General features: G+C 74.2%; 13 protein-coding genes, 5 tRNA genes and 2 pseudogenes. 6 read left to right on the forward strand and 14 right to left on the reverse strand.

Annotated features, from left to right (window positions below; genetic code table 11):
- The 5 genes and pseudogenes from AB0950_RS23040 to AB0950_RS23060 all read right to left on the reverse strand — a co-directional run bounded on the left by AB0950_RS23040 (position 1) and on the right by AB0950_RS23060 (position 3,281).
- Positions 1–825, reverse strand: coding sequence for a GNAT family N-acetyltransferase (locus tag AB0950_RS23040; protein WP_360157327.1), 825 nt, complete (start codon positions 823–825; stop codon positions 1–3).
- A 72-nt stretch (positions 826–897) separates the two neighbouring features.
- Positions 898–1,101, reverse strand: a pseudogene (locus AB0950_RS23045) (4-amino-4-deoxychorismate lyase); the annotation flags it as partial.
- 51 nt (positions 1,102–1,152) lie between these two features.
- Positions 1,153–1,356, reverse strand: a pseudogene (locus tag AB0950_RS23050) (4-amino-4-deoxychorismate lyase); the annotation flags it as partial.
- Positions 1,357–1,407: 51 nt separating this feature from the next.
- On the reverse strand, positions 1,408–2,229 hold the full coding sequence (locus AB0950_RS23055) for an aminodeoxychorismate lyase (RefSeq protein WP_360157324.1): 822 nt from the start codon (positions 2,227–2,229) through the stop codon (positions 1,408–1,410).
- On the reverse strand, positions 2,226–3,281 hold the full coding sequence (locus AB0950_RS23060) for a chorismate-binding protein (protein WP_360573939.1): 1,056 nt from the start codon (positions 3,279–3,281) through the stop codon (positions 2,226–2,228). Before AB0950_RS23060 ends, AB0950_RS23055 begins: the two co-directional genes overlap by 4 nt.
- Before the next feature lie 177 nt (positions 3,282–3,458).
- Here AB0950_RS23060 and AB0950_RS23065 point away from each other — a divergent pair.
- The 5 genes from AB0950_RS23065 to AB0950_RS23085 all read left to right on the forward strand — a co-directional run bounded on the left by AB0950_RS23065 (position 3,459) and on the right by AB0950_RS23085 (position 3,933).
- Positions 3,459–3,531 (forward strand) — tRNA-Gly (locus AB0950_RS23065).
- 37 nt (positions 3,532–3,568) lie between these two features.
- A tRNA-Cys gene (locus AB0950_RS23070) sits at positions 3,569–3,642 on the forward strand.
- Position 3,643: 1 nt separating this feature from the next.
- Positions 3,644–3,715: transfer RNA gene (locus AB0950_RS23075), tRNA-Val, on the forward strand.
- A gap of 47 nt (positions 3,716–3,762) precedes the next feature.
- A tRNA-Val gene (locus AB0950_RS23080) sits at positions 3,763–3,834 on the forward strand.
- Positions 3,835–3,861: 27 nt separating this feature from the next.
- Positions 3,862–3,933: transfer RNA gene (locus AB0950_RS23085), tRNA-Val, on the forward strand.
- Between the two features lie 71 nt (positions 3,934–4,004).
- Here AB0950_RS23085 and AB0950_RS23090 read toward each other — a convergent pair.
- From AB0950_RS23090 to AB0950_RS23100, 3 genes are all read right to left on the reverse strand, one after another.
- Complete coding sequence (locus AB0950_RS23090) at positions 4,005–4,295, reverse strand: zf-TFIIB domain-containing protein (RefSeq protein ID WP_360573941.1); 291 nt, start codon at positions 4,293–4,295, stop codon at positions 4,005–4,007.
- A gap of 80 nt (positions 4,296–4,375) precedes the next feature.
- Positions 4,376–5,335: an aminoglycoside phosphotransferase family protein gene (locus AB0950_RS23095; RefSeq protein ID WP_360157316.1), complete on the reverse strand. Its 960-nt coding sequence runs from the start codon at positions 5,333–5,335 to the stop codon at positions 4,376–4,378.
- Positions 5,336–5,667: 332 nt separating this feature from the next.
- Entirely contained in the window at positions 5,668–5,844 is a 177-nt protein-coding gene (locus AB0950_RS23100; protein ID WP_330341125.1) for a hypothetical protein, read from the reverse strand.
- A 601-nt stretch (positions 5,845–6,445) separates the two neighbouring features.
- Here AB0950_RS23100 and AB0950_RS23105 point away from each other — a divergent pair.
- The gene (locus AB0950_RS23105) at positions 6,446–7,849 is read left to right on the forward strand and encodes a protein kinase (RefSeq protein ID WP_360573945.1); all 1,404 of its coding nucleotides are present in this window, start codon (positions 6,446–6,448) and stop codon (positions 7,847–7,849) included.
- 599 nt (positions 7,850–8,448) lie between these two features.
- Here AB0950_RS23105 and AB0950_RS23110 read toward each other — a convergent pair.
- The 6 genes from AB0950_RS23110 to AB0950_RS23135 form a co-directional block, all read right to left on the reverse strand.
- Positions 8,449–9,267, reverse strand: coding sequence for an RNA methyltransferase (locus AB0950_RS23110; RefSeq protein ID WP_366779316.1), 819 nt, complete (start codon positions 9,265–9,267; stop codon positions 8,449–8,451).
- Between the two features lie 87 nt (positions 9,268–9,354).
- The gene (cobA, locus tag AB0950_RS23115) at positions 9,355–10,587 is read right to left on the reverse strand and encodes a uroporphyrinogen-III C-methyltransferase (protein ID WP_360157307.1); all 1,233 of its coding nucleotides are present in this window, start codon (positions 10,585–10,587) and stop codon (positions 9,355–9,357) included.
- A gap of 241 nt (positions 10,588–10,828) precedes the next feature.
- Complete coding sequence (gene cobT / locus AB0950_RS23120) at positions 10,829–15,073, reverse strand: nicotinate-nucleotide--dimethylbenzimidazole phosphoribosyltransferase (RefSeq protein WP_366779317.1); 4,245 nt, start codon at positions 15,071–15,073, stop codon at positions 10,829–10,831.
- A 344-nt stretch (positions 15,074–15,417) separates the two neighbouring features.
- The gene (gene cbiE / locus AB0950_RS23125) at positions 15,418–16,641 is read right to left on the reverse strand and encodes a precorrin-6y C5,15-methyltransferase (decarboxylating) subunit CbiE (protein ID WP_366779318.1); all 1,224 of its coding nucleotides are present in this window, start codon (positions 16,639–16,641) and stop codon (positions 15,418–15,420) included.
- Between the two features lie 85 nt (positions 16,642–16,726).
- Positions 16,727–17,365 carry a GNAT family N-acetyltransferase gene (locus AB0950_RS23130; RefSeq protein ID WP_360157298.1) on the reverse strand — a complete coding sequence of 213 codons (639 nt, stop codon included), beginning with the start codon at positions 17,363–17,365 and terminating at the stop codon, positions 16,727–16,729.
- Positions 17,366–17,498: 133 nt separating this feature from the next.
- A complete protein-coding gene (locus AB0950_RS23135; RefSeq protein ID WP_360157295.1) occupies positions 17,499–18,329 on the reverse strand; it encodes a MetQ/NlpA family ABC transporter substrate-binding protein in 831 nt (276 codons plus the stop codon).
- Positions 18,330–18,360 lie beyond the last annotated feature (31 nt).

The raw sequence follows: 18,360 nt of genomic DNA on the forward strand, positions 1-18,360 counted from the left end.
CTACAGCAGGGGTTTGGACAGGGCGTGGGTCGTCGTCTCGTAGCCGAGTGACTCGTACAGCCGCTCGGCCGGGGTGTTGCCCGCGAACACGTTGAGACCGAGGACCGGCCGGCCGGCCTCGATGGCCTGGCGCTCCGCCAGCAGCATGAGCGTGCGGCCGTGTCCCCGGCCGCGCTGGTCCGCGTCGGTCTCGACGTCGAACACGAACGCCTTGTCGTCCCGCAGGGCCACCCACAGCGTGCCCACGCGGGTCCCCTCGTGCTCCAGGACGCTGAAGATCATGCCGCCGGTGGCGAGACCGTGCGGCAGCAGCTCCTCGTGGTCCCTGCGGGCCTTGGCACGGGCCGCGGCCTCGGGGACGCCGCGCTCGATCCACGTGCGCGCGAAGTGCTCGCTCTCGTAGGCGTGCCAGGCGTCGAACTCCGCTGCCGTCATGGGCCGCGCCCGGCTGCCCGGCGGCAGGCCGGGCGGGGTGGTGCCGAGGCGCTTCTCCATGCCGCGGTTGCGCGGGGTGTAGCCGAGGGCGCCGAACAGCCGCAGGGCGATGCCGGCCGAGGCGGGGACGAGGGCCTCGATCTGCGTACAGCCCCAGCCGCGCGCCACCTCCTCGGCGGCGAGCGCGGCCACCGTGCCCCGGCCGCGACGCCGGTCGGGCTCGGCTATCCGCAGGTCGACGACGCGTGCCACCGAGTCGCCGAGGGACGGCGAGGTGCCGAGGTGGATCTCGCCGACGGGGCGGCTGTTCACGCACACCTGGTAGCGGCGGGAACGGGTGCCGTCGGGGTGCTGCTGCAGCGGCTCGACCGGCCGCAGGGTCGTGGTCATCACAGGTGTTCTACCCGCAGCCGACCGCCGCGTCAGCCCGTTTTCCGCACCGCCGCTGGGCCGTGCCCCGGCTCAGGGGTCCAGGTCCCTCGCGGCGTGCTCGTCGAAGATCCGCATGGCCTTGGCGGTGACCGGTCCCGGGGCGCCGGGCAGTTCGCGGTCGTCGACCCGGTGGACGGCCTGGACGTCGCGCAAGGTGGAGGTGAGGAAGACCTCGTCGGCGCGCCGCAGCACGTCCAGCGGCAGGTCCGTCTCCTTGGCGCCCGTCCACTCGACGGACCGCCACGTCAGCCAGTTTTCCGCACCGCCGCGGGGCCGTGCCCCGGCTCAGGGGTCCAGGTCCCTCGCGGCGTGCTCGTCGAAGATCCGCATGGCCTTGGCGGTGACCGGTCCCGGGGCACCGGGCAGTTCGCGGTCGTCGACCCGGTGGACGGCCTGAACGTCGCGCAAGGTGGAGGTGAGGAAGACCTCGTCGGCGCGCCGCAGCACGTCCAGCGGCAGGTCCGTCTCCTTGGCGCCCGTCCACTCGACGGACCGCCACGTCAGCCAGTTTTCCGCACCGCCGCGGGGCCGTGCCCCGGCTCAGGGGTCCAGGTCCCTCGCGGCGTGCTCGTCGAAGATCCGCATGGCCTTGGCGGTGACCGGTCCCGGAGCGCCGGGCAGTTCGCGGTCGTCGACCCGGTGGACGGCCTGAACGTCGCGCAAGGTGGAGGTGAGGAAGACCTCGTCGGCGCGCCGCAGCACGTCCAGCGGCAGGTCCGTCTCCTTGGCGCCCGTCCACTCGACGGTCAGCGCGCGGGTGATGCCGGGGAGGCAGCCGGAGGAGACGGGCGGGGTGTGGATCTCGCCGTCCAGGACGACGAAGACGTTCGAGCCGGTGCCCTCGCAGAGCTGTCCGACCGTGTTGCCGAACAGCGCCTCCGAGGCGCCGTGTTCATGGGCGCGGGCGAGGGCGACGACGTTCTCGGCGTACGAGGTGGTCTTCAGGCCGGTGAGGGCGCCGCGCTCGTTGCGGGTCCAGGGGACGGTGATCACGGCGGTGGTGTCCGGGCGGCGGGCGGTCTCGCCGAGGGCGACGACGAGGGTCGGGCCGTGCTCGCCGCGGTCGGAGCCGAGCGGGCCGTGGCCGCCGGTGTAGGTGATCCGCAGCCGGCCGAGCGGCATCGGGTTCGCCTCCAGGACCGCCGCGCAGGCCTCGCGGAGCTCGTCGTGGTCGGGGTCGGGCAGGCCGAGGCCCCGGGCCGAGCGGGTCAGCCGGTCCAGGTGCCGGGTGAGCGCGAACGGCCTGCCGTGGACGGCCTTCACCGTCTCGAAGATGCCGTCGCCCACGGTGAGCCCGTGGTCGAAGACGGAGACACGGGCGGACTCCAGGTCCCGCAGCCCGCCGTCCAGCCAGATCCTCATGCGAACACCCCTCCACTCGCGTCGTACGCTCCCGACGCTACCGCGAGCAGCCGGGACGCCTTCAGCTCGGTCTCCCGCCACTCCCCCTCGGGGTCGGAACCCCAGGTGATGCCGGCGCCGGTGCCGAAGCGCAGCATCCCGGTCTCCCGGTCGATCCAGAAGGTGCGGATGCCGACGGCCAGCTCGCCCGTGCCCCGGTCGGCGTCGACCCAGCCGATGCCGCCGCAGTACGGCCCGCGGGGCGCCGTCTCCAGGGCCTCGATGATCTTCAGGGCGCTGGACTTCGGCGCGCCGGTGACCGAGCCGGGCGGGAAGGCGGCGTCGAGGAGGTCCGGCCAGCCCGCCCCGTCGGCGAGCTCGCCGCGGACGGTGGAGACCAGGTGGACCAGTCCGGGGTGCTTCTCCACGGCGCACAGGTCGGGGACGGTCACGCTGCCGGTGGCGCAGACGCGCCCGATGTCGTTGCGGACCAGGTCCACGATCATCACGTTCTCGGCGTAGTCCTTGTCCAGGAGGTCCGCCTCGGTGCGTCCGGTGCCCTTGATCGGCCCCGACTCCACGACGCGCCCGTCCCGGCGCAGGAACAGCTCGGGCGAGGCGGTGGCGATCTCCACGCCGTGCTCCGGCAGCCGGATCGTCCCGGCGTACGGCGCCGGGTTGCCGCGGGCCAGCAGGGCGGTCAGGGCGTCCACGTCGGCGTCCGGGGGGACCGGCGCGCCGAGCACCCGGCAGAGGTTCGCCTGGTAGACCTCGCCGGCCGCTATGTGCGCGCGGATCCGGCGGACGGCCGCCGTGTACGCGGCCCGGTCCAGGGAGGAGGTCCACTCCCCCAGCGCCGGGCCCCGCCAGCCGCCCGGCACCGGGGCGGGCACCGGCTCCCTGCGTACGTCCGCGAAGCGGGCGCAGGTCAGCCGGCCCTCGAAGTCCGCGCAGACGGCCCAGAAGCCCGTGGAGTCCAGGGCGGCCGGGTCGCGGGTCACGTCGAGGAGGCCGGTGGCGACGCGGTCGCCGAAACGGGCCAGGGCAGGCAGGCCGGAGGGGTCGTGAAGCACGTGGACGAGTCTAGGTCGGGTGTCCGACAGGTGGTCGGTGATGTCCCGGAGGGCGCTGTGACCACGGGCTCCGCCGGGGTCAGCGCAGCACGCTGGGCAAACGCGTTTTTGTGCTGGCCCGGGAATCCGCTAGAGTTCAACACGTCGCCGGGACGCGCAAGCGCACCGAAACGACAGGCGGACGTAGCTCAGTTGGTAGAGCGCAACCTTGCCAAGGTTGAGGTCGCGAGTTCGAGCCTCGTCGTCCGCTCGAAGGAAGAGGGGGTCTCCCGATCCCCTACACTCCTGGTGGAGTGGCCGAGAGGCGAGGCAACGGCCTGCAAAGCCGTCTACACGGGTTCAAATCCCGTCTCCACCTCCAAGGACGATTAGCTCAGCGGGAGAGCGCTTCCCTGACACGGAAGAGGTCACTGGTTCAATCCCAGTATCGTCCACTGGATCCTCTCGCAGGACCCACGGGTCTTCTCGAAGATCCCCACCCGCGCGATTAGCTCAGCGGGAGAGCGCTTCCCTGACACGGAAGAGGTCACTGGTTCAATCCCAGTATCGCGCACCGCCTGTGATGCACCTGTCACAGCCTGGACGATTAGCTCAGCGGGAGAGCGCTTCCCTGACACGGAAGAGGTCACTGGTTCAATCCCAGTATCGTCCACACAGCGCGAAAGCCCCCGGCCGTCTCGTACGGCCGGGGGCTTTCGCGCGCTCAGTCCGGGTGTCCCACGCTCAGCTGGAGAAGAGCATGTGGGCCCAGCTCTTGTGGTGGTCGTGGTGGTGCCCATGGCCGCCGTGGTGACCGCCGTGCGGGGCGCCCCAGGCGGGCGCGTGCGGGGCCGGGTACGGCTGCGGGGCGGGCGGGGCCGGCGGCGCCTGGTTGGACCACTGGGCCTCCAGCTGGGTCAGCGCCTCCAGCTCGCCGTAGTCGAGGAAGATGCCGCGGCAACCGCTGCACTGCTCGATCTGGACGCCGCTGCGGTTGTACGTGTGCATCGGCGCGTGGCACTTCGGACAATGCATGGTCGGCTCAACTCCTCGCCGGTCGGTCGTGCTTCGTGGTTCCCCAGGACAGACTCCGTCCGGCCCCGGGCGGTTGCAGCCTAGCCGGTGCCTTCCGGCGCCAACTGGTGCTGAATTGGGGTCATTCGGGCACATGCGTCGACGACCGCCTGCTCCACCTCGTCCAGCGGGCGGCCGGCCGCGAGCGCCTTGGCGACGGCGAGGGCGGCCGTCTGCACGGTCAGCGCGCGGGCCGGCACGTCCAGGGCGGGCCAGGGGTCGCCGGTCGCGGGCACGGCCGGGCCGCCGGCCCGCCGGTACGCGCCGAGGAAGCGGGTCCACTCGTCGGGCGGGAGGAGCCCGCAGGCGTACCAGGCGGCGGGGCGGGCGAGGTCCCAGGCCGGGACGCCGGCGCCCAGGTCGTCGACGTCGATCAGCCGCCAGGGGCCGTCCGGCGCCGGGTGGCGGACGAGCTGGCCGAGGTGCAGGTCGCCATGGCACAGGGCGGGTGTGCCGGGCATGGGGGCCTCGGCGCGGGCCCAGGCGGGGAGGGCGGTCCAGGCGGCGAGGACGGCACCGGCGGCGGGGTGGGGTCCGCCGTCCAGGGCCTTGTGGAGCCGGGCGACGGCGCGGGCGGCCTTCGCGGGGCCGCGCATCGGGGGCAGGCCGGGGGGCGGAGGCGTGCGGTGCAGTCGGGCCAGCAGCGTGGCGGTGGCCTCCCAGGGGGCCGCGTCCGTGGCATCGGGATTCACGGGGGCGCCGTACGGCCAGAAGGTCACGAGGCGGCCTCGCAGCGGGGTGGGGGCCGGGGTGAGCGGAGGCAGGAGGACGCCGGGCAGGCGGGCGGCCACGGCGAGGCGCCGGGTCAGCTCGCCGGGGTCGGTGCCGGGGGCGTGGGCCTTCGCGACCGTGCCGGCGTGCCGTACGACGGTGGCGTCGGGGCGGTCGGCGAGCGGGCCGCCGGCGCAGGTGCAGGGGCTGTCCTCAGCAGGGCCGGGATGGGCGGCGGCCCGGACCTGCGCGGTGAGCGCGGGTACGAGGGCGGGGGTGTCTGTGGTCAACGGTGCCTCGGCAAGGTGGGCTGCGCGGCAGAGCGTACCGGCGGTGGGCGGGGCAGCGACGCTCGCCCGCGCCGGGAAGCCGACGCAGCTTCCCGAGGGGCGCGGGGCTGTGCCTGACGTGCGGCTGCCGCCGCGTGGGCGCGACCGGTCACGACGTGCTCGGAACGGGCCGGCCGCATCTGCACGACGCGGCACCCGCCCGGAAACGGCGCATGCCGGCGCAGCTCCCCAGCTGCGCCGGCATTTGTGCCGTCCGCCGCACCCCCGTCCCCACGGGGTTTCCTGGATGGATGTCCCCGCCCGGACCGCTCTTCCGGGCCTGGGGTCGCCGCTCAGCGCCCCAGCATCACACCCACGGACGACGCCTGTGTGGCCACCGTCTCCCAGCCGTCGAAGACGAGCAGGAGCAGGGCCGCCAGGGGAAGGGCCATGAGCGTCGCCACCAAGGGGTGGCGGCGGCCCGTCCGGCGCGGTGCGAACGCCGGGCGTCGCGGTGCCGTGTGGGCCATGGTCCCTCTCCTGACCGTGTCGGTTGTCGTCGGCAGCGGCGGATGTCTGACCTCGGGGGACGAGTGCTGCACCCGCCGCTTGACCTCAAATCTAGGCGCGGGGCCGCAGCCCGGCGTCATGCCCTCGTACCGATTGCCGGGCCTCCCCGAGGATGAGCCACGATCCGGGACGTACTCCCCTGGGTGGAGACGCGCATCGGGGTCTCGGGGTCTTCCCGGAGGGGTCGCCCGCCGTATCGGTCATGTCCGACGCGTCCTACGACCGGACGGAGTGACTTCGATCACCCCGCACGGGGGTGGAGACGGAGCCGCGCACGGTCCGCCGCCGGCCCCGCGCCCGGGTCCGCGGGCCCTTCGCGGCGGGTGCCGGGCGGGCCGGGGAACCGAGGCCACCTGGCGCGTCATGATCCCAACGCCCTCTCGGGCGCGAGCGGTTGGGGGTGGCGGCGGCCCAAGGCCCCGGTGGTTGCACGCTTCCTGACCGCGTTTCATGTCGTACCGCACGACGTCACATTCCTTCCGCACCGGAGGGCGCGGCCTCTGCGCGCAGGCGGCCGTGGAAACGTAAGCTGTGCCACGTCACAGGGACCGGGCAGCGGGGATGAACATGGCGATGATGCGCCTGAGGCGCGAGGACCCGCGCGTCGTCGGCTCGTTCAGGCTTCACCGACGGCTCGGCGCGGGCGGGATGGGTGTGGTCTACCTCGGCTCCGACAAGAAGGGGCAGCGGGTCGCGCTGAAGGTGATCCGGCCCGATCTGGCGGAGGACCAGGAGTTCCGGTCGCGGTTCGCCCGCGAGGTCTCCGCCGCCCGGCGCATCAGGGGCGGCTGCACGGCCCGGCTGGTGGCGGCCGACCTGGAGGCCGAGCGGCCCTGGTTCGCCACGCAGTACGTGCCCGGCCCCTCCCTGCACGACAAGGTCGCCGACGAGGGCCCGCTCAGCGCGGCCGACACCGCCGCGATCGGCGCGGCCCTGTCCGAGGGCCTGGTCGCGGTGCACGAGGCCGGCGTCGTCCACCGGGACCTGAAGCCCTCCAACATCCTGCTGTCCCCCAAGGGGCCGCGGATCATCGACTTCGGCATCGCCTGGGCCACCGGCGCCTCCACGCTCACCCACGTGGGCACGGCGGTCGGCTCCCCCGGCTTCCTCGCGCCGGAGCAGGTGCGCGGCGCGGCCGTCACCCCGGCGACGGACGTGTTCTCGCTGGGCGCCACCCTCGCCTACGCCTCCACCGGCGACTCCCCCTTCGGGCACGGCAGTTCGGAGGTGATGCTGTACCGGGTGGTGCACGAGGAGCCGAAACTGCACGGCGTACCGGACGCGCTCGCCCCGCTGGTGCGGGCCTGTCTGGCGAAGGACCCCGAGGACCGGCCCAGCACGCTGCAGCTGTCGCTGCGGCTCAAGGAGATCGCGGCACGGGAGGCGCAGGGCCTGGACGGCGTACGGCCGCCCGCGCCGCGCGCCGCGGAGGCGGACCGGCCCACCGGGCGGATCGTGGACACCTACCCGGAGCCGCAGCGCACCCGGCGCATCTCCCCCGGCACGCCGTTGCCGCGCGGGGGCGCCCCCGCCCGGGGCGGTACGCCGGCGCGCGGCGGCGCGTCCGCGCGAACCGGCAGCGGCCCGCGCGGCACCGGCACGGGCCCCTCCGCACGACCTGGCTCCGGGCGTACGCCCCCGGCGCAGCGCGGCGGCGCACCGCGCTCGGGCAGCGGGGGCCGTCCGGCCGCACGGGGCGGTTCCGGGCGGCCGGCACAGCGGACGACGGGCACCGGGCTGCGGCCGGCCAATCCCCGGCTGCTGCGCCAGCGGCTGTTCGTGTTCGTCGTGGTGACGCTGCTCGTGGCGCTCGGCATCGCGGTGGCACAGGGCTGCCAGGGCCCGGCCCGCGGCCTCGGCGACGACGGCGTCCGGCCTCAGCGGCAGGCCCACGCGGCAGCGGACACCGGCCTCCCGGTGTACGACCGGTACGGGACGGCACCGGGCACGGGCCTCACGAACTGACCGAGACGGCCCAGCGCCGGGGCATGGGCCTCACGAACCGGCCGGCACGGCCCGGCACCGGGGGCATGGGCCTCGCGAACCGGCCGGCACGGCCCAGCACCGGGGGCATGGGCCTCACGAACCGGCCGGCACGGCCCAGCACCGGGCACGGGCCTCACGAACCGACCGGCACGGCCCAGCACCGGGGCACGGGCCTCACGAACCGACCGGCACGGCCCAGCACCGGGGCACGGGCCTCGCCAACCGACCGGCACGGCCCGGCACCGGGCACGGGCCTCACGAACTGACCGAGACGGCCCAGCGCCGGGCACGGGCCTCACGAACTGACCGAGACGGCCCAGCGCCGGGGCATGGGCCTCCCGAACCGGCCGGCACGGCCCGGCACCGGGGACACGAGCCCCGAGCTGACCGGTACGGTCCAGCGCCGGGGACACGACCCTCGCCAACCGACCGATACGGCCCAGCGCCGGGGACACGAACAACGCGAACCGACCGGCACGGCCCAGCACCGGGGGCCGCAGGCCTCCCGAACCGACCGACACGGTCCAGCACCGGGGGCCACAGGCCTCCCGCACCGACCGATACGGCCCCGAAGGCGGTCAGGCTTCCGGTCGGCCGGCGGTCACCGCGTAGAAGGCGACCGCCGCGGCCGCGCCCACGTTGAGCGAGTCGACGCCGTGGGACATCGGGATGCGGACCCATTCGTCGGCGGCGACGAGGGCCTGGGTGGACAGTCCGTCGCCCTCGGCGCCGAGCATCAGGGCCACCCGGTCCATCCGGTGCGGGGCGGCCTCGTCGAGGGTGCGGGCCTTGTCGTCCGGGGTCAGCGCGAGCAGCGTGAAGCCGGCCTCGCGGACCGACTCCAGGCCCTTCGGCCAGGTCTCCAGCCGGGCGTACGGCACCGAGAACACCGCGCCCATGGACACCTTGACGCTCCGGCGGTACAGCGGGTCGGCGCAGTCGGGCGACAGCAGGACCGCGTCCATGCCGAGGGCGGCCGCCGAGCGGAAGATCGCGCCGATGTTGGTGTGGTCGTTGACCGACTCCATGATCACGACGCGGCGGGCGGAACGGAGCAGTTCGCCTGCCGTCGGCAGCGGCTTGCGCTGCATGGAGGCGAGGGCGCCGCGGTGCACGTGGTAGCCGGTGACCTGCTCGGCGAGTTCGGGGCTCACGGCGTAGACCGGGGCGGGGAGTTCGTCGATGACGTCGCGCATGGCGTCGATCCACTTGGCCGAGAGCAGCATGGAGCGCATCTCGTAGCCCGCTTCCTTGGCCCTGCGGATGACCTTCTCGCCCTCGGCGATGAACAGGCCCTCGGCGGGCTCACGCTTGCGGCGCAGCTCGACGTCGGTCAGGCCGGTGTAGTCGGCCAGACGGGGGTCGTCGGGATCCTCGACGGTGATGAGATCGGCCACAGGGTGATACTGCCTTGTCCTAGGTGCGGAGCCAACGGCTGGAACGACTAGGTTACCCGGGGTTACACGTGATCAAGGGGCTGGTCGTCACGCGGCGGGCGCGGGGCCGACCGTCACGACCTCGCCGATCACGATGACCGCCGGCGGCTTGACCTCCTCGGTCCGTACGGTCTCGGCGACCGTGGCGAGGGTGGCGTCGACGCGGCGCTGGGCGGCCGTCGTGCCCTCCTGGACCAGCGCGACGGGGGTCTGCGGGGACTTGCCGTGCGCGACGAGCGTCTCGGCGATCTTCCCGATCTTGTCGACGCCCATGAGGATCACCAGCGTGCCGGTGAGCCTGGCCAGCGACGGCCAGTCGACCAGGGAGCGCTCGTCGTCCGGGGCGACATGGCCGCTGACGACCGTGAACTCGTGCGCCACGCCCCGGTGCGTGACCGGGATGCCGGCCGCGCCCGGCACCGAGATCGAGCTGGAGATGCCGGGGACCACGGTGCAGGGGATGCCGGCCTCGGCGAGCGCCTGGACCTCCTCCATGCCCCGGCCGAACACGAACGGGTCGCCACCCTTGAGCCGTACGACCGACTTGCCCTGCTTGGCGTGCTCGATGAGCGCGTTGTTGATGGCCTCCTGGGCCATGTATCGGCCGTACGGGATCTTCGCCGCGTCGATGACCTCGACGTGCGGCGGGAGTTCGGCGAGCAGGTCGCGCGGGCCGAGCCGGTCGGCGATCACGACGTCCGCCGCGGCGAGCAGCCGGCGGCCGCGGACCGTGATCAGGTCCGGGTCGCCGGGCCCGCCGCCGACCAGGGCGACGCCGGGCGTGCGGGTGCGGTGGTGCGGGGCCACCAGGGTGCCGTCGCGCAGGCCTTCGACCACCGCGTCGCGGATGGCGGCGGTGTGGCGGGGGTCGCGGCCGCGCGCCTGCGTGGTGAGTACGGCGACGGTGACGCCCTCGCTGTGGCCGGTGGCCGGCGTCCAGGCGGTGGCCTGGTCGGCGTCGTCGGAGCGGACGCACCAGACGCGGTGGCGCTCGGCCTCGGCGGAGGCGCGCGCGTTGGCCTCGGGGTCGCTGGTGGCGATCAGGGCGTACCAGGCCTCGGCGAGGTCGCCGTCCTCGTACGGGCGCCGGACCCAGGTGATCTCGCCCGCCTCGGCCATGGCCTCGACCGAGGGGGTCGCCTCCGGGGAGACGAGGGTGACGTCCGCACCCGCCGCGATCAGTGCCGGGAGGCGGCGCTGGGCCACGGTGCCGCCGCCGAGGACGACCACGCGGCGGCCGGAGAGGCGGAGGCCTACGGGGTAGGCGGGGTGTTCGGCCATGGGGCGGGCTCCTCCGGAGGGGCTGTGCGGGGGCGCTGACGTGCGGATTTTATGCGAGCCGGGGACTTGGGCGGGGCAGCTGTCCGGTGGCTGGGCAGGTCCGCCGGGTGCGGGTGCGTGGGTCCGTGCCCACCCTCCCCCACTCTCGGCTTCGCTCGAGCGGGGGGACCCCCATCGCCCTGCGGGACGACTGCCCACGGGCGCGCGACGTCGCGACCGGAACTGTCGTACCGGAATTGCCCTACTTCTCGGTGACTCCCGCTGAATCGAACGTCGCCACCTCGTGCATCGCCCTCGCCGTGCTCTGGACCAGGGGCAGCGCCAGCAGGGCGCCGGTGCCCTCGCCCAATCGCAGATCCAGGTCGACCAGCGGGCGCAGGCCCAGTTTGTTCAGGGCCGCCACATGGCCCGGTTCCGCGCTGCGGTGGCCCGCGATGCAGGCCGCGAGGACCTCGGGGGCGATGGCGCGGCCGACGAGGGCCGCGGCGCCGGCGCTGACGCCGTCCAGGATCACCGGCGTACGCAGGGAGGCGCCGCCGAGCAGCAGGCCGACCATGGCGGCGTGCTCGAAGCCGCCGATCGCGGCCAGGACGCCGATCGGGTCGGCCGGGTCCGGTTGGTGGAGTTCCAGGGCGCGGCGGACGACCTCGGTCTTGCGGGCCAGCGTCTCGTCGTTGATGCCCGTGCCGCGGCCGGTGACCTCGGCCGGGTCCGCGCCCGTGAACACCGAGATGAGCGCGGCCGACGCCGTGGTGTTGGCGATGCCCATCTCGCCCGTCAGCAGCGCCTTGTTGCCGGCCGCCACCAGGTCGCGGGCGGTCTCGATGCCGACCTCGATGGCCGCCTTGGCCTCCTCGCGGGTCATCGCGGGACCGGTGGTCATGTCGGACGTACCGCCGCGGATCTTGCGGGGCAGCAGGCCCGGGGTGGCGGGCAGGTCGGCGGCGACGCCGACGTCCACGACGCACACCTCGGCGCCGACCTGGCCGGCGAAGGCGTTGCAGACCGCTCCCCCGCCCAGGAAGTTGGCCACCATCTGGGCGGTGACCTCCTGCGGCCAAGGGGTGACGCCCTGGGCGTGCACGCCGTGGTCACCGGCGAAGATGGCGACGGCGGCGGGCTCCGGGATCGGCGGCGGGCACTGCCGGGACAGCCCGGACAGCTGCGCGGAGATGATCTCGAGCATGCCCAGCGCGCCGGCCGGCTTGGTCATGCGCTTCTGGCGCTCCCAGGCCTCGCCGAGGGCCTTGGCGTCGAGCGGGCGGATCTGGGCGACGGTCTCGGCAAGCAGGTCGTGGGGTTCCTCTCCGGGCAGGGCGCGGCGGCCGTACGTCTCCTCGTGCACCACCCAGGACAGGGGGCGCCGCTTGGACCAGCCGGCCTGCATCAGCTCGGGCTCGTCCGGGAACTCGTCGACGTACCCGACGCAGAGGTAGGCGACGACCTCCAGGTGCTCGGGCAGGCCGAGCGTGCGGACCATCTCCCGCTCGTCGAAGAAGCTGACCCAGCCGACGCCGAGGCCTTCGGCGCGGGCGGCGAGCCAGAGGTTCTCCACCGCGAGCGCCGAGGAGTAGGGCGCCATCTGCGGCTGGGTGTGCCGGCCGAGGGTGTGCCGGCCGCCGCGGGTGGGATCGGCGGTGACGACGATGTTGACCGGGGTGTCGAGGATGGCCTCGATCTTCAGTTCCTTGAACTGCTTGGCCCGGCCCTTGGGCAGCGACTTGGCGTAGGCCTCGCGCTGACGCATCGCCAGTTCGTGCATCGTCCGCCGGGTCTCGGCGGAGCGGATGACGACGAAGTCCCAGGGCTGCGAGTGGCCCACGGAGGGCGCCGTGTGGGCGGCCTCCAGGACGCGCAGCAGCACCTCGTGCGGGATGGGGTCGCTGCGGAAGCCGTTGCGGATGTCTCTGCGCTCGCGCATGACCTTCAGGACGGCCTCGCGCTCGGCGTCGGCGTAGCCGGGCGCCGCCGGGCCGGTGGACTGTTGTGCTTCCGCCACTGCTCCCGTGCCCTCTTCCTCCTGGTCGGCGGCCCTGGTCTGCAGGTCCTCCGCATCCTGTACGACATCGGGGGCCGGCGCGGGCTCGCCCTCACGCGGCGCGGGCACCGTGGCCGCCGCCTGCTGCGTGTCCTCCGTGGGGAGCACCAGGGGCTGCGGCGGGGTCGGCGCCAGGTGCGGGGTCGTGGGCACCTGGCCCTCCACCGGCACGAACTGCCCGAGCGGCTGCTCGGGGTGCGGCGGCACGTGGGAGGGCAGCGGCTCCGTCTGCTCGGCGGGGGCATGCTGCCCGCCGGACTCCGGCTGCGCGGACGCGTCCGCCGGCTGGGCCGGGGCCGCCGACACGGGAGCGGCTTCGGCGGCGGCCGGCAGCGGCGTGACGTCGGTGGGCTGCGCGGGGGGTGCCTGGGGGGCGGCAGCAGCGGCAACCTCGGGGGTGGCCGTGTCGGGCTGGTGCTGCGGAAGAGCTTCGGGTGCGGCAGCGTCGCTTTGGAGCTGCGGAGCGCCGGGCACCGCCTGGGCGTCGTACGCAAGGGGCTCGGCCAGCTGCGGGCCCTGCGGGCCATGGGCCGGGTAGGGGTGCGGTCCCGGGGTGCCGGAACCTTCGGCCGCGGCGGACTCCGGTACGAAGCCAGGGGCCGTCACTGCCGCGGCAACCTGAGCATCCGCCGCCTCGGGAGCGCCGGCCGCGGGGGCGGTTACGGCGTCGGCCTCGGGGGCGGTTACGGCGTCGGCCTCGGGCGTGTGTACGGCGTCGGCGGCGACCGGGGGCTGAACGTCCACGGCACCGGGACTCTGCGGGTCAGGCTGTGCCGAGCTGGCGCCCGGCGCGGTGGTCGGCGCCTGTGCGGCGGGAGCGGTCGCGGCGCTCTCCTGGACCGCAGGGGCGCCTTCGGTGACGACGGCAGCGGGGCCGGACGGCACGGTCGCCGTGTCGGCCCCGCCCTGAGCCGCGGCGTTCTGCTCGGCGGCAGGGGCGGTGTCCGCGGCCGACACCTCGGCGTCGCCCTGCTGTTCGCCCGCGGCCTGCTCCGGCTCCTGGCCCGGCCCGACCTCGCCGGACGGCTGAGCGGTCTCGGCGGGCTCGGCGCCGTCGCCGGCGTGAGCCGTTGCCTGCTCGGCCGTGACGACCTCGGCCTGCGCGGGCGTTGCCGCCTGCGGGGCCACGGCCTGATCGTGATCCGGGGCGGCCGTCTCCGCGGTCGTCGGCACCGGGGCAGCCTCGGCACCCGCCACGACCTGCCCGGTCTCGGCACCCTCAGGAGCCGGCACGGCCCCCTCGGCAGGCTGACCTGCGTTCGCCACGGCCTCGGCGTCGGCGGCGGGAGTGCCGACGGCGGCGGCGAGCCCGCCGTCCACGGCAGTCGTTCCCTCTGCGGGCTCCGCACCGGCCGCGTCCGGCGCGCTCTCACCGGTCTCGGCGACAGCCTGCTGAACGCCCTCGGCACCCTGGCCGGGCACAGCCGCGTGAACGCCCTCCGCCACACCAGCTTCGGCGGCACCGGCACCCTGACCGGCAACGGGCTCGGCAGCCCCGGCACCCTGGCCCGGCACAGCCGCGTGAACAGCCGCCGCGCCTCCCGCCTCGCCGGATTCGGCAGCCCCAGTCCCGTCGCCCGGAACAGCCGCCTGAACGCCCTCCGCCACACCGGCTTCGGCAGCCCCGGCCTCCTGGCCACCGGCGAGCGGCTGAGCCTCCTCAGGCACCGCCGCCGTAGGAGCCGTGTGCACCACCCCGTCATGGCCGTGCACCGGCTGTACGCCATCGTGGCCGTGGACAAGGTGCGCGGTGCCCGGCACGGGTGCGGCGGCCTGGGTCGCGAGGCGGGTGACGGCGGCCTGCGCGGCGCCGGGCGCGTCGGTCTGCGTGGCGGCGTCCGCGGTGACGGCGGCCGGGTCAACCGTTTCGGCAGCCGGTGCCTGCGCGTCGGCCTGGGGCGCGGGGGCGGCGCCCCAAGGGGCCGCGCTCTGCGGGGCCGTCTCGCGCAGCGGCTGGGCGTCGAGGTACTCGGGGCCGGTCGTGACCGGACCGGGCTGCCGTACCGGCGCGCCGGCCGGGCCGCGGTCGGCGAGGGAGCGGACCGGGCTCGCGGAGGCGTCGGGGATCGGCGGGCCGAGGTGCAGCGGACGGCGCGGCGGCTGCGCGGCGGCCGGCTGCTCCTGCGGCGCCGAGAGGATCGGCGACGGCGGCACGGAGGCCGGGGCCGGGTTCGGCAGGCGGACGCCGCTGAGGTCGACGGAGCCGCTGTCCCGGCCGGCCGTCTCGTGCGGCCCCGGCTGGTGGACGGCCTCGACGACCGGTTCCGGCGCGGGTGGCGGAACCTCGTTGCCCCATGCGCCCTGGGCGCCCGGCAGCAGCAGGTCTTCGTCCTCAGCGGGTGCCTCGGAGAGGTAGGTGTACGCACCGTGCGCGGCGACGCCCGGCTGCTCCACCATGCCTGCGCTCTCCGGCTGCCCCTCGCCCGGGACCTGGCCGGTGTCGGTCATGCGTACCCCTCGCCCATCGGTTTAGTGCTCCTACGACCAGCTCACCCGGAACGGCGCACCGACCGCCCGTAGTGAAGAACGAGCGTCCGTGCCCAGCGGCACGAACGACCCGCCGGAAAAGGCGACAAAGCCATTCAGTGGCATTGTCCCGGCCGCCCGGCCGTCGCGACAGCATGATCCGCGACGGCCCGCTGTGGACTGCGCCACGTTGCGCGTCCTCCGGTTCCGCAGTACCACACCCGCCCCAAAACGGGCGTGCTTTCCGGACATTGGCGAACGAAGTTCCGGGCCGCCGGTGTGGCACAACGATCGGCCAGCCTACCGCGCGCGGTACGACAACCGGATCACGGGGCGCGATCCGGCAATACCCCGGTGAGCAGGAACGCGACACTCCGCTCGGTCTCCGTCCAGGCGCGGGTGTCGAGTTCGACGGACTGCAGCAGGGCGCACTCGACGCGGTATCCGTGCTCGGTCAGGTCGCGGCCGATGAGTTCGGCGGCGTCGCGGGTGGCGGCGTGGGTGACGATGCGCTGCGGGCGCCGGTCGGCGACGGCGGAGACGACGGCCGCTCCCCCGCCGCCGACCCGGACGACGTCCGGTTCGGACAGGTCCTCCAGGACATGCGGGGCGGTGCCGTGGACGACGTGGAGCTGGACGCCGTACCGGCGCGCGGCGGAGTCGGTGCGGGCGCAGGCCGCCAGGTCCCGGTCGACGGCGATGACGGCCGCTCCGGCGCGCGCGGCCTCGGCGGCGAACGCGCCGGAGCCGCTGCCGATGTCCCAGACCAGGTCGCCGACGCGGGGGCCGAGCCGGGCGAGTTGGGCGGCCCGCAGCAACTGCCGCTCGCCCTCGCCGAGGCCGCCGGCCGGTCCCTCGCCGTAGCTCGCGTCGGGCTGGACCCAGCCGCGCGGGCCGGCGCCCGGGTCGCGGCCGGCGATCCAGCCGCCGCCCTCCCCCGCGCCGGCCGGGCCGCCGATGACGATGACGACGTTGGGGTCGCGCCAGGTGTGGTCGGCGGCCTTGTCGGAGGTGACGACGGTGACCTGCTCGCGTTCGGTGCCCAGTTCCTCGCAGATGACGAAGGTCCGGTGGACGCCCTCCAGCAGGAGCCCGAGTTCGGCGGGTCCGGCGCCCGGTGCGGTCAGGACGGCGACCTTGGTGTGGGCGCGGCAGACGTTCACGGCCCGGCGCAGGGTGCGCGGGTGGGCGACGACCACCTGGGCGTCATCCCAGGGCATGCCGGCGCGGGCGAAGGCGGCGGCCACCGAGGAGACGGCGGGGACGACCTCGACCTCCAGGCCGAACTCCGGGGCGCGCAGGGTCCGTACGACACCGAAGAAGCCGGGGTCGCCGTCGGCGAGCACGACGGCGGTGCCGCGGTGGGCGGCGATCCGGCGGGCGGCGAGCGCGACGCTGCCCAGGCGGACGCGTTCGGCGGCGGGCGGCACCTCGGGCAGCGCCAGGTGGTGGGCCGCGCCCGCCACGAGTGTGGCGGCGCCGAGGGCGGCGCGTGCCGTGTCGGTCAGCGGCGAGCCGTCCCAGCCGATCACCGTGACCCGGTCGGCCATCGTCGTTTCTCTCCAGGTCTTCGCAGGTCGTCAGGGGTGCGGGCCCCTAGCGGGCCCACTGAGCGTACCTGGTGCGGCTGAGGGCTCAGTTCCAGTCGGAGTAGGAGGTGAAACCGCCCGTGTCGGCCAGCTGCTCCTCGACGCCGTCCAGGTCCTCGGGCAGCAGGCTCCAGACGATGAGGTCGGTGCGCACGTCGGTCCACTCGCCGTGGTTGTCGCGGGTCCGGGCTATCCAGGCGCCGCGCAGGACGCCCTCGCTGATGCAGCCGATCTTCTGGGCGACCTGCTGGGAGGCGGTGTTGTCGGCGGCGGTGCGCAGCTCCAGGCGCTCGAACTTCTGGTCGCGGAACAGCCATTGGGCGGTGGCCAGGGCCGCCTCCGAGGCGTAGCCCTCGCCGCGCGCCCAGGGGGCGATGACGTAGGCGATCTCGGCGGAGCGCACGCGCCAGTCGGCGTGCCGCAGATGGACGGTGCCGACGAGGCGCTGGGTGAGGAACTCGTCGACGGCGAAGACGATGCCGCGGCCCTCCGCGCGTTCGGCCGGGGCCTGTTCGGTGATCCAGGCGCGGGCGTCGGCCTCGGTGTACGGCTGCGGCACCGAGGTCCAGGCGGTGACCAGTTCGTCGTTCATCATCTCGGCGAAGGCCTCGATGTCGGACTCCTCGAAGGGACGCAGCACCAACCGCTCCGTGCTGATGGAGATGTTGGGGAAGGTGCTAGTCATGCGCCGCTCCGTAACCTTCGGAAAGAACCTTCAGGGCCTGCTGAACTGCCCAGCATGCAGCATGTAACCACTGAACCGCACGACGGGGCCCGCTCCCGGTGCGGGAGCGGGCCCCGAGGGCGCGTGGGCCGGATCAGAAGGAGGGGATGACCGAGCCCTGGTACTTGTCCTCGATGAACTTCTTGACCTCGGGCGAGACGAGGAGCTTGGCGAGCTTCTCGACCCGCGGGTCCTTCTCGTTGCCCTTCTTCACGGCGAGGAAGTTGGCGTACGGGTTGTTCTTGGCGGACTCCAGGAGGATGGCGTCCTTGGCGGGCTTCAGACCGGCGGAGATGGCGTAGTTGCCGTTCACCACGGCCGCGTCCACGTCGTCCAGGGAACGCGGGGTCTGGGCGGCCTCGACCTCCTTGAACTTCAGGTTCTTGGGGTTCTTGGTGATGTCCTGCGGGGTGGCCTCGTTGCCGACGCCGGACTTGAGGGTGATGAGGCCGTTCGCGGCGAGCAGCTTCAGGGCGCGGGCCTCGTTGACGGCGTCGTTCGGGACGGCGACGGTCGCACCGCTCTTCAGCGCGTCGGCCTTCTTGACCTTGTGGGAGTACAGGCCGAGCGGCTCCAGGTGCACCGTGACGACGGGCACGATGTGGGTGCCCCGCTTGGCGTTGAAGTCGTCCAGGTACGGCTGGTTCTGGAAGTAGTTGGCGTCCACCGAGCCGTCCTCGGTCGCCGTGTTCGGCGTGATGTAGTCCGTGAACTCCTTGACCTCCAGGTCGAGGCCCGCCTTCTTCGCCAGGTTCTTCTTGACGAAGTTCAGGATCTCGGCGTGCGGGGTCGGGCTGGCGGCGACGACGAGCGGGCCGCTGTAGTCGTGGGAGGCGGAGGAGCTGCCGGAGCCGCAGGCGGTCAGCCCGAAGGTGAGGGCTCCGGCGGCGAGGACGGCGGTGGTGAGCTTGGCGGTGTTACGCACGAAAAGTGCCTTTCCTATGGGTGGTGCGACC

It is taken from the genome of Streptomyces sp. NPDC007189, assembly GCF_040703635.1.
Taxonomy (GTDB): domain Bacteria; phylum Actinomycetota; class Actinomycetes; order Streptomycetales; family Streptomycetaceae; genus Streptomyces.

Bases quoted from the DNA above. Each gene is read 5' to 3' on its own strand.
- cbiE (WP_366779318.1), bottom strand. From the start codon at position 16,641: ATGGCCGACCGGGTCACGGTGATCGGCTGGGACGGCTCGCCGCTGACC.
- cobT (WP_366779317.1), bottom strand. From the start codon at position 15,073: ATGACCGACACCGGCCAGGTCCCGGGCGAGGGGCAGCCGGAGAGCGCA.
- AB0950_RS23090 (WP_360573941.1), bottom strand. From the start codon at position 4,295: ATGCATTGTCCGAAGTGCCACGCGCCGATGCACACGTACAACCGCAGC.
- AB0950_RS23040 (WP_360157327.1), bottom strand. From the start codon at position 825: ATGACCACGACCCTGCGGCCGGTCGAGCCGCTGCAGCAGCACCCCGAC.
- AB0950_RS23055 (WP_360157324.1), bottom strand. From the start codon at position 2,229: ATGAGGATCTGGCTGGACGGCGGGCTGCGGGACCTGGAGTCCGCCCGT.
- AB0950_RS23100 (WP_330341125.1), bottom strand. From the start codon at position 5,844: ATGGCCCACACGGCACCGCGACGCCCGGCGTTCGCACCGCGCCGGACG.
- AB0950_RS23105 (WP_360573945.1), top strand. From the start codon at position 6,446: ATGAACATGGCGATGATGCGCCTGAGGCGCGAGGACCCGCGCGTCGTC.
- cobA (WP_360157307.1), bottom strand. From the start codon at position 10,587: ATGGCCGAACACCCCGCCTACCCCGTAGGCCTCCGCCTCTCCGGCCGC.
- AB0950_RS23130 (WP_360157298.1), bottom strand. From the start codon at position 17,365: ATGACTAGCACCTTCCCCAACATCTCCATCAGCACGGAGCGGTTGGTG.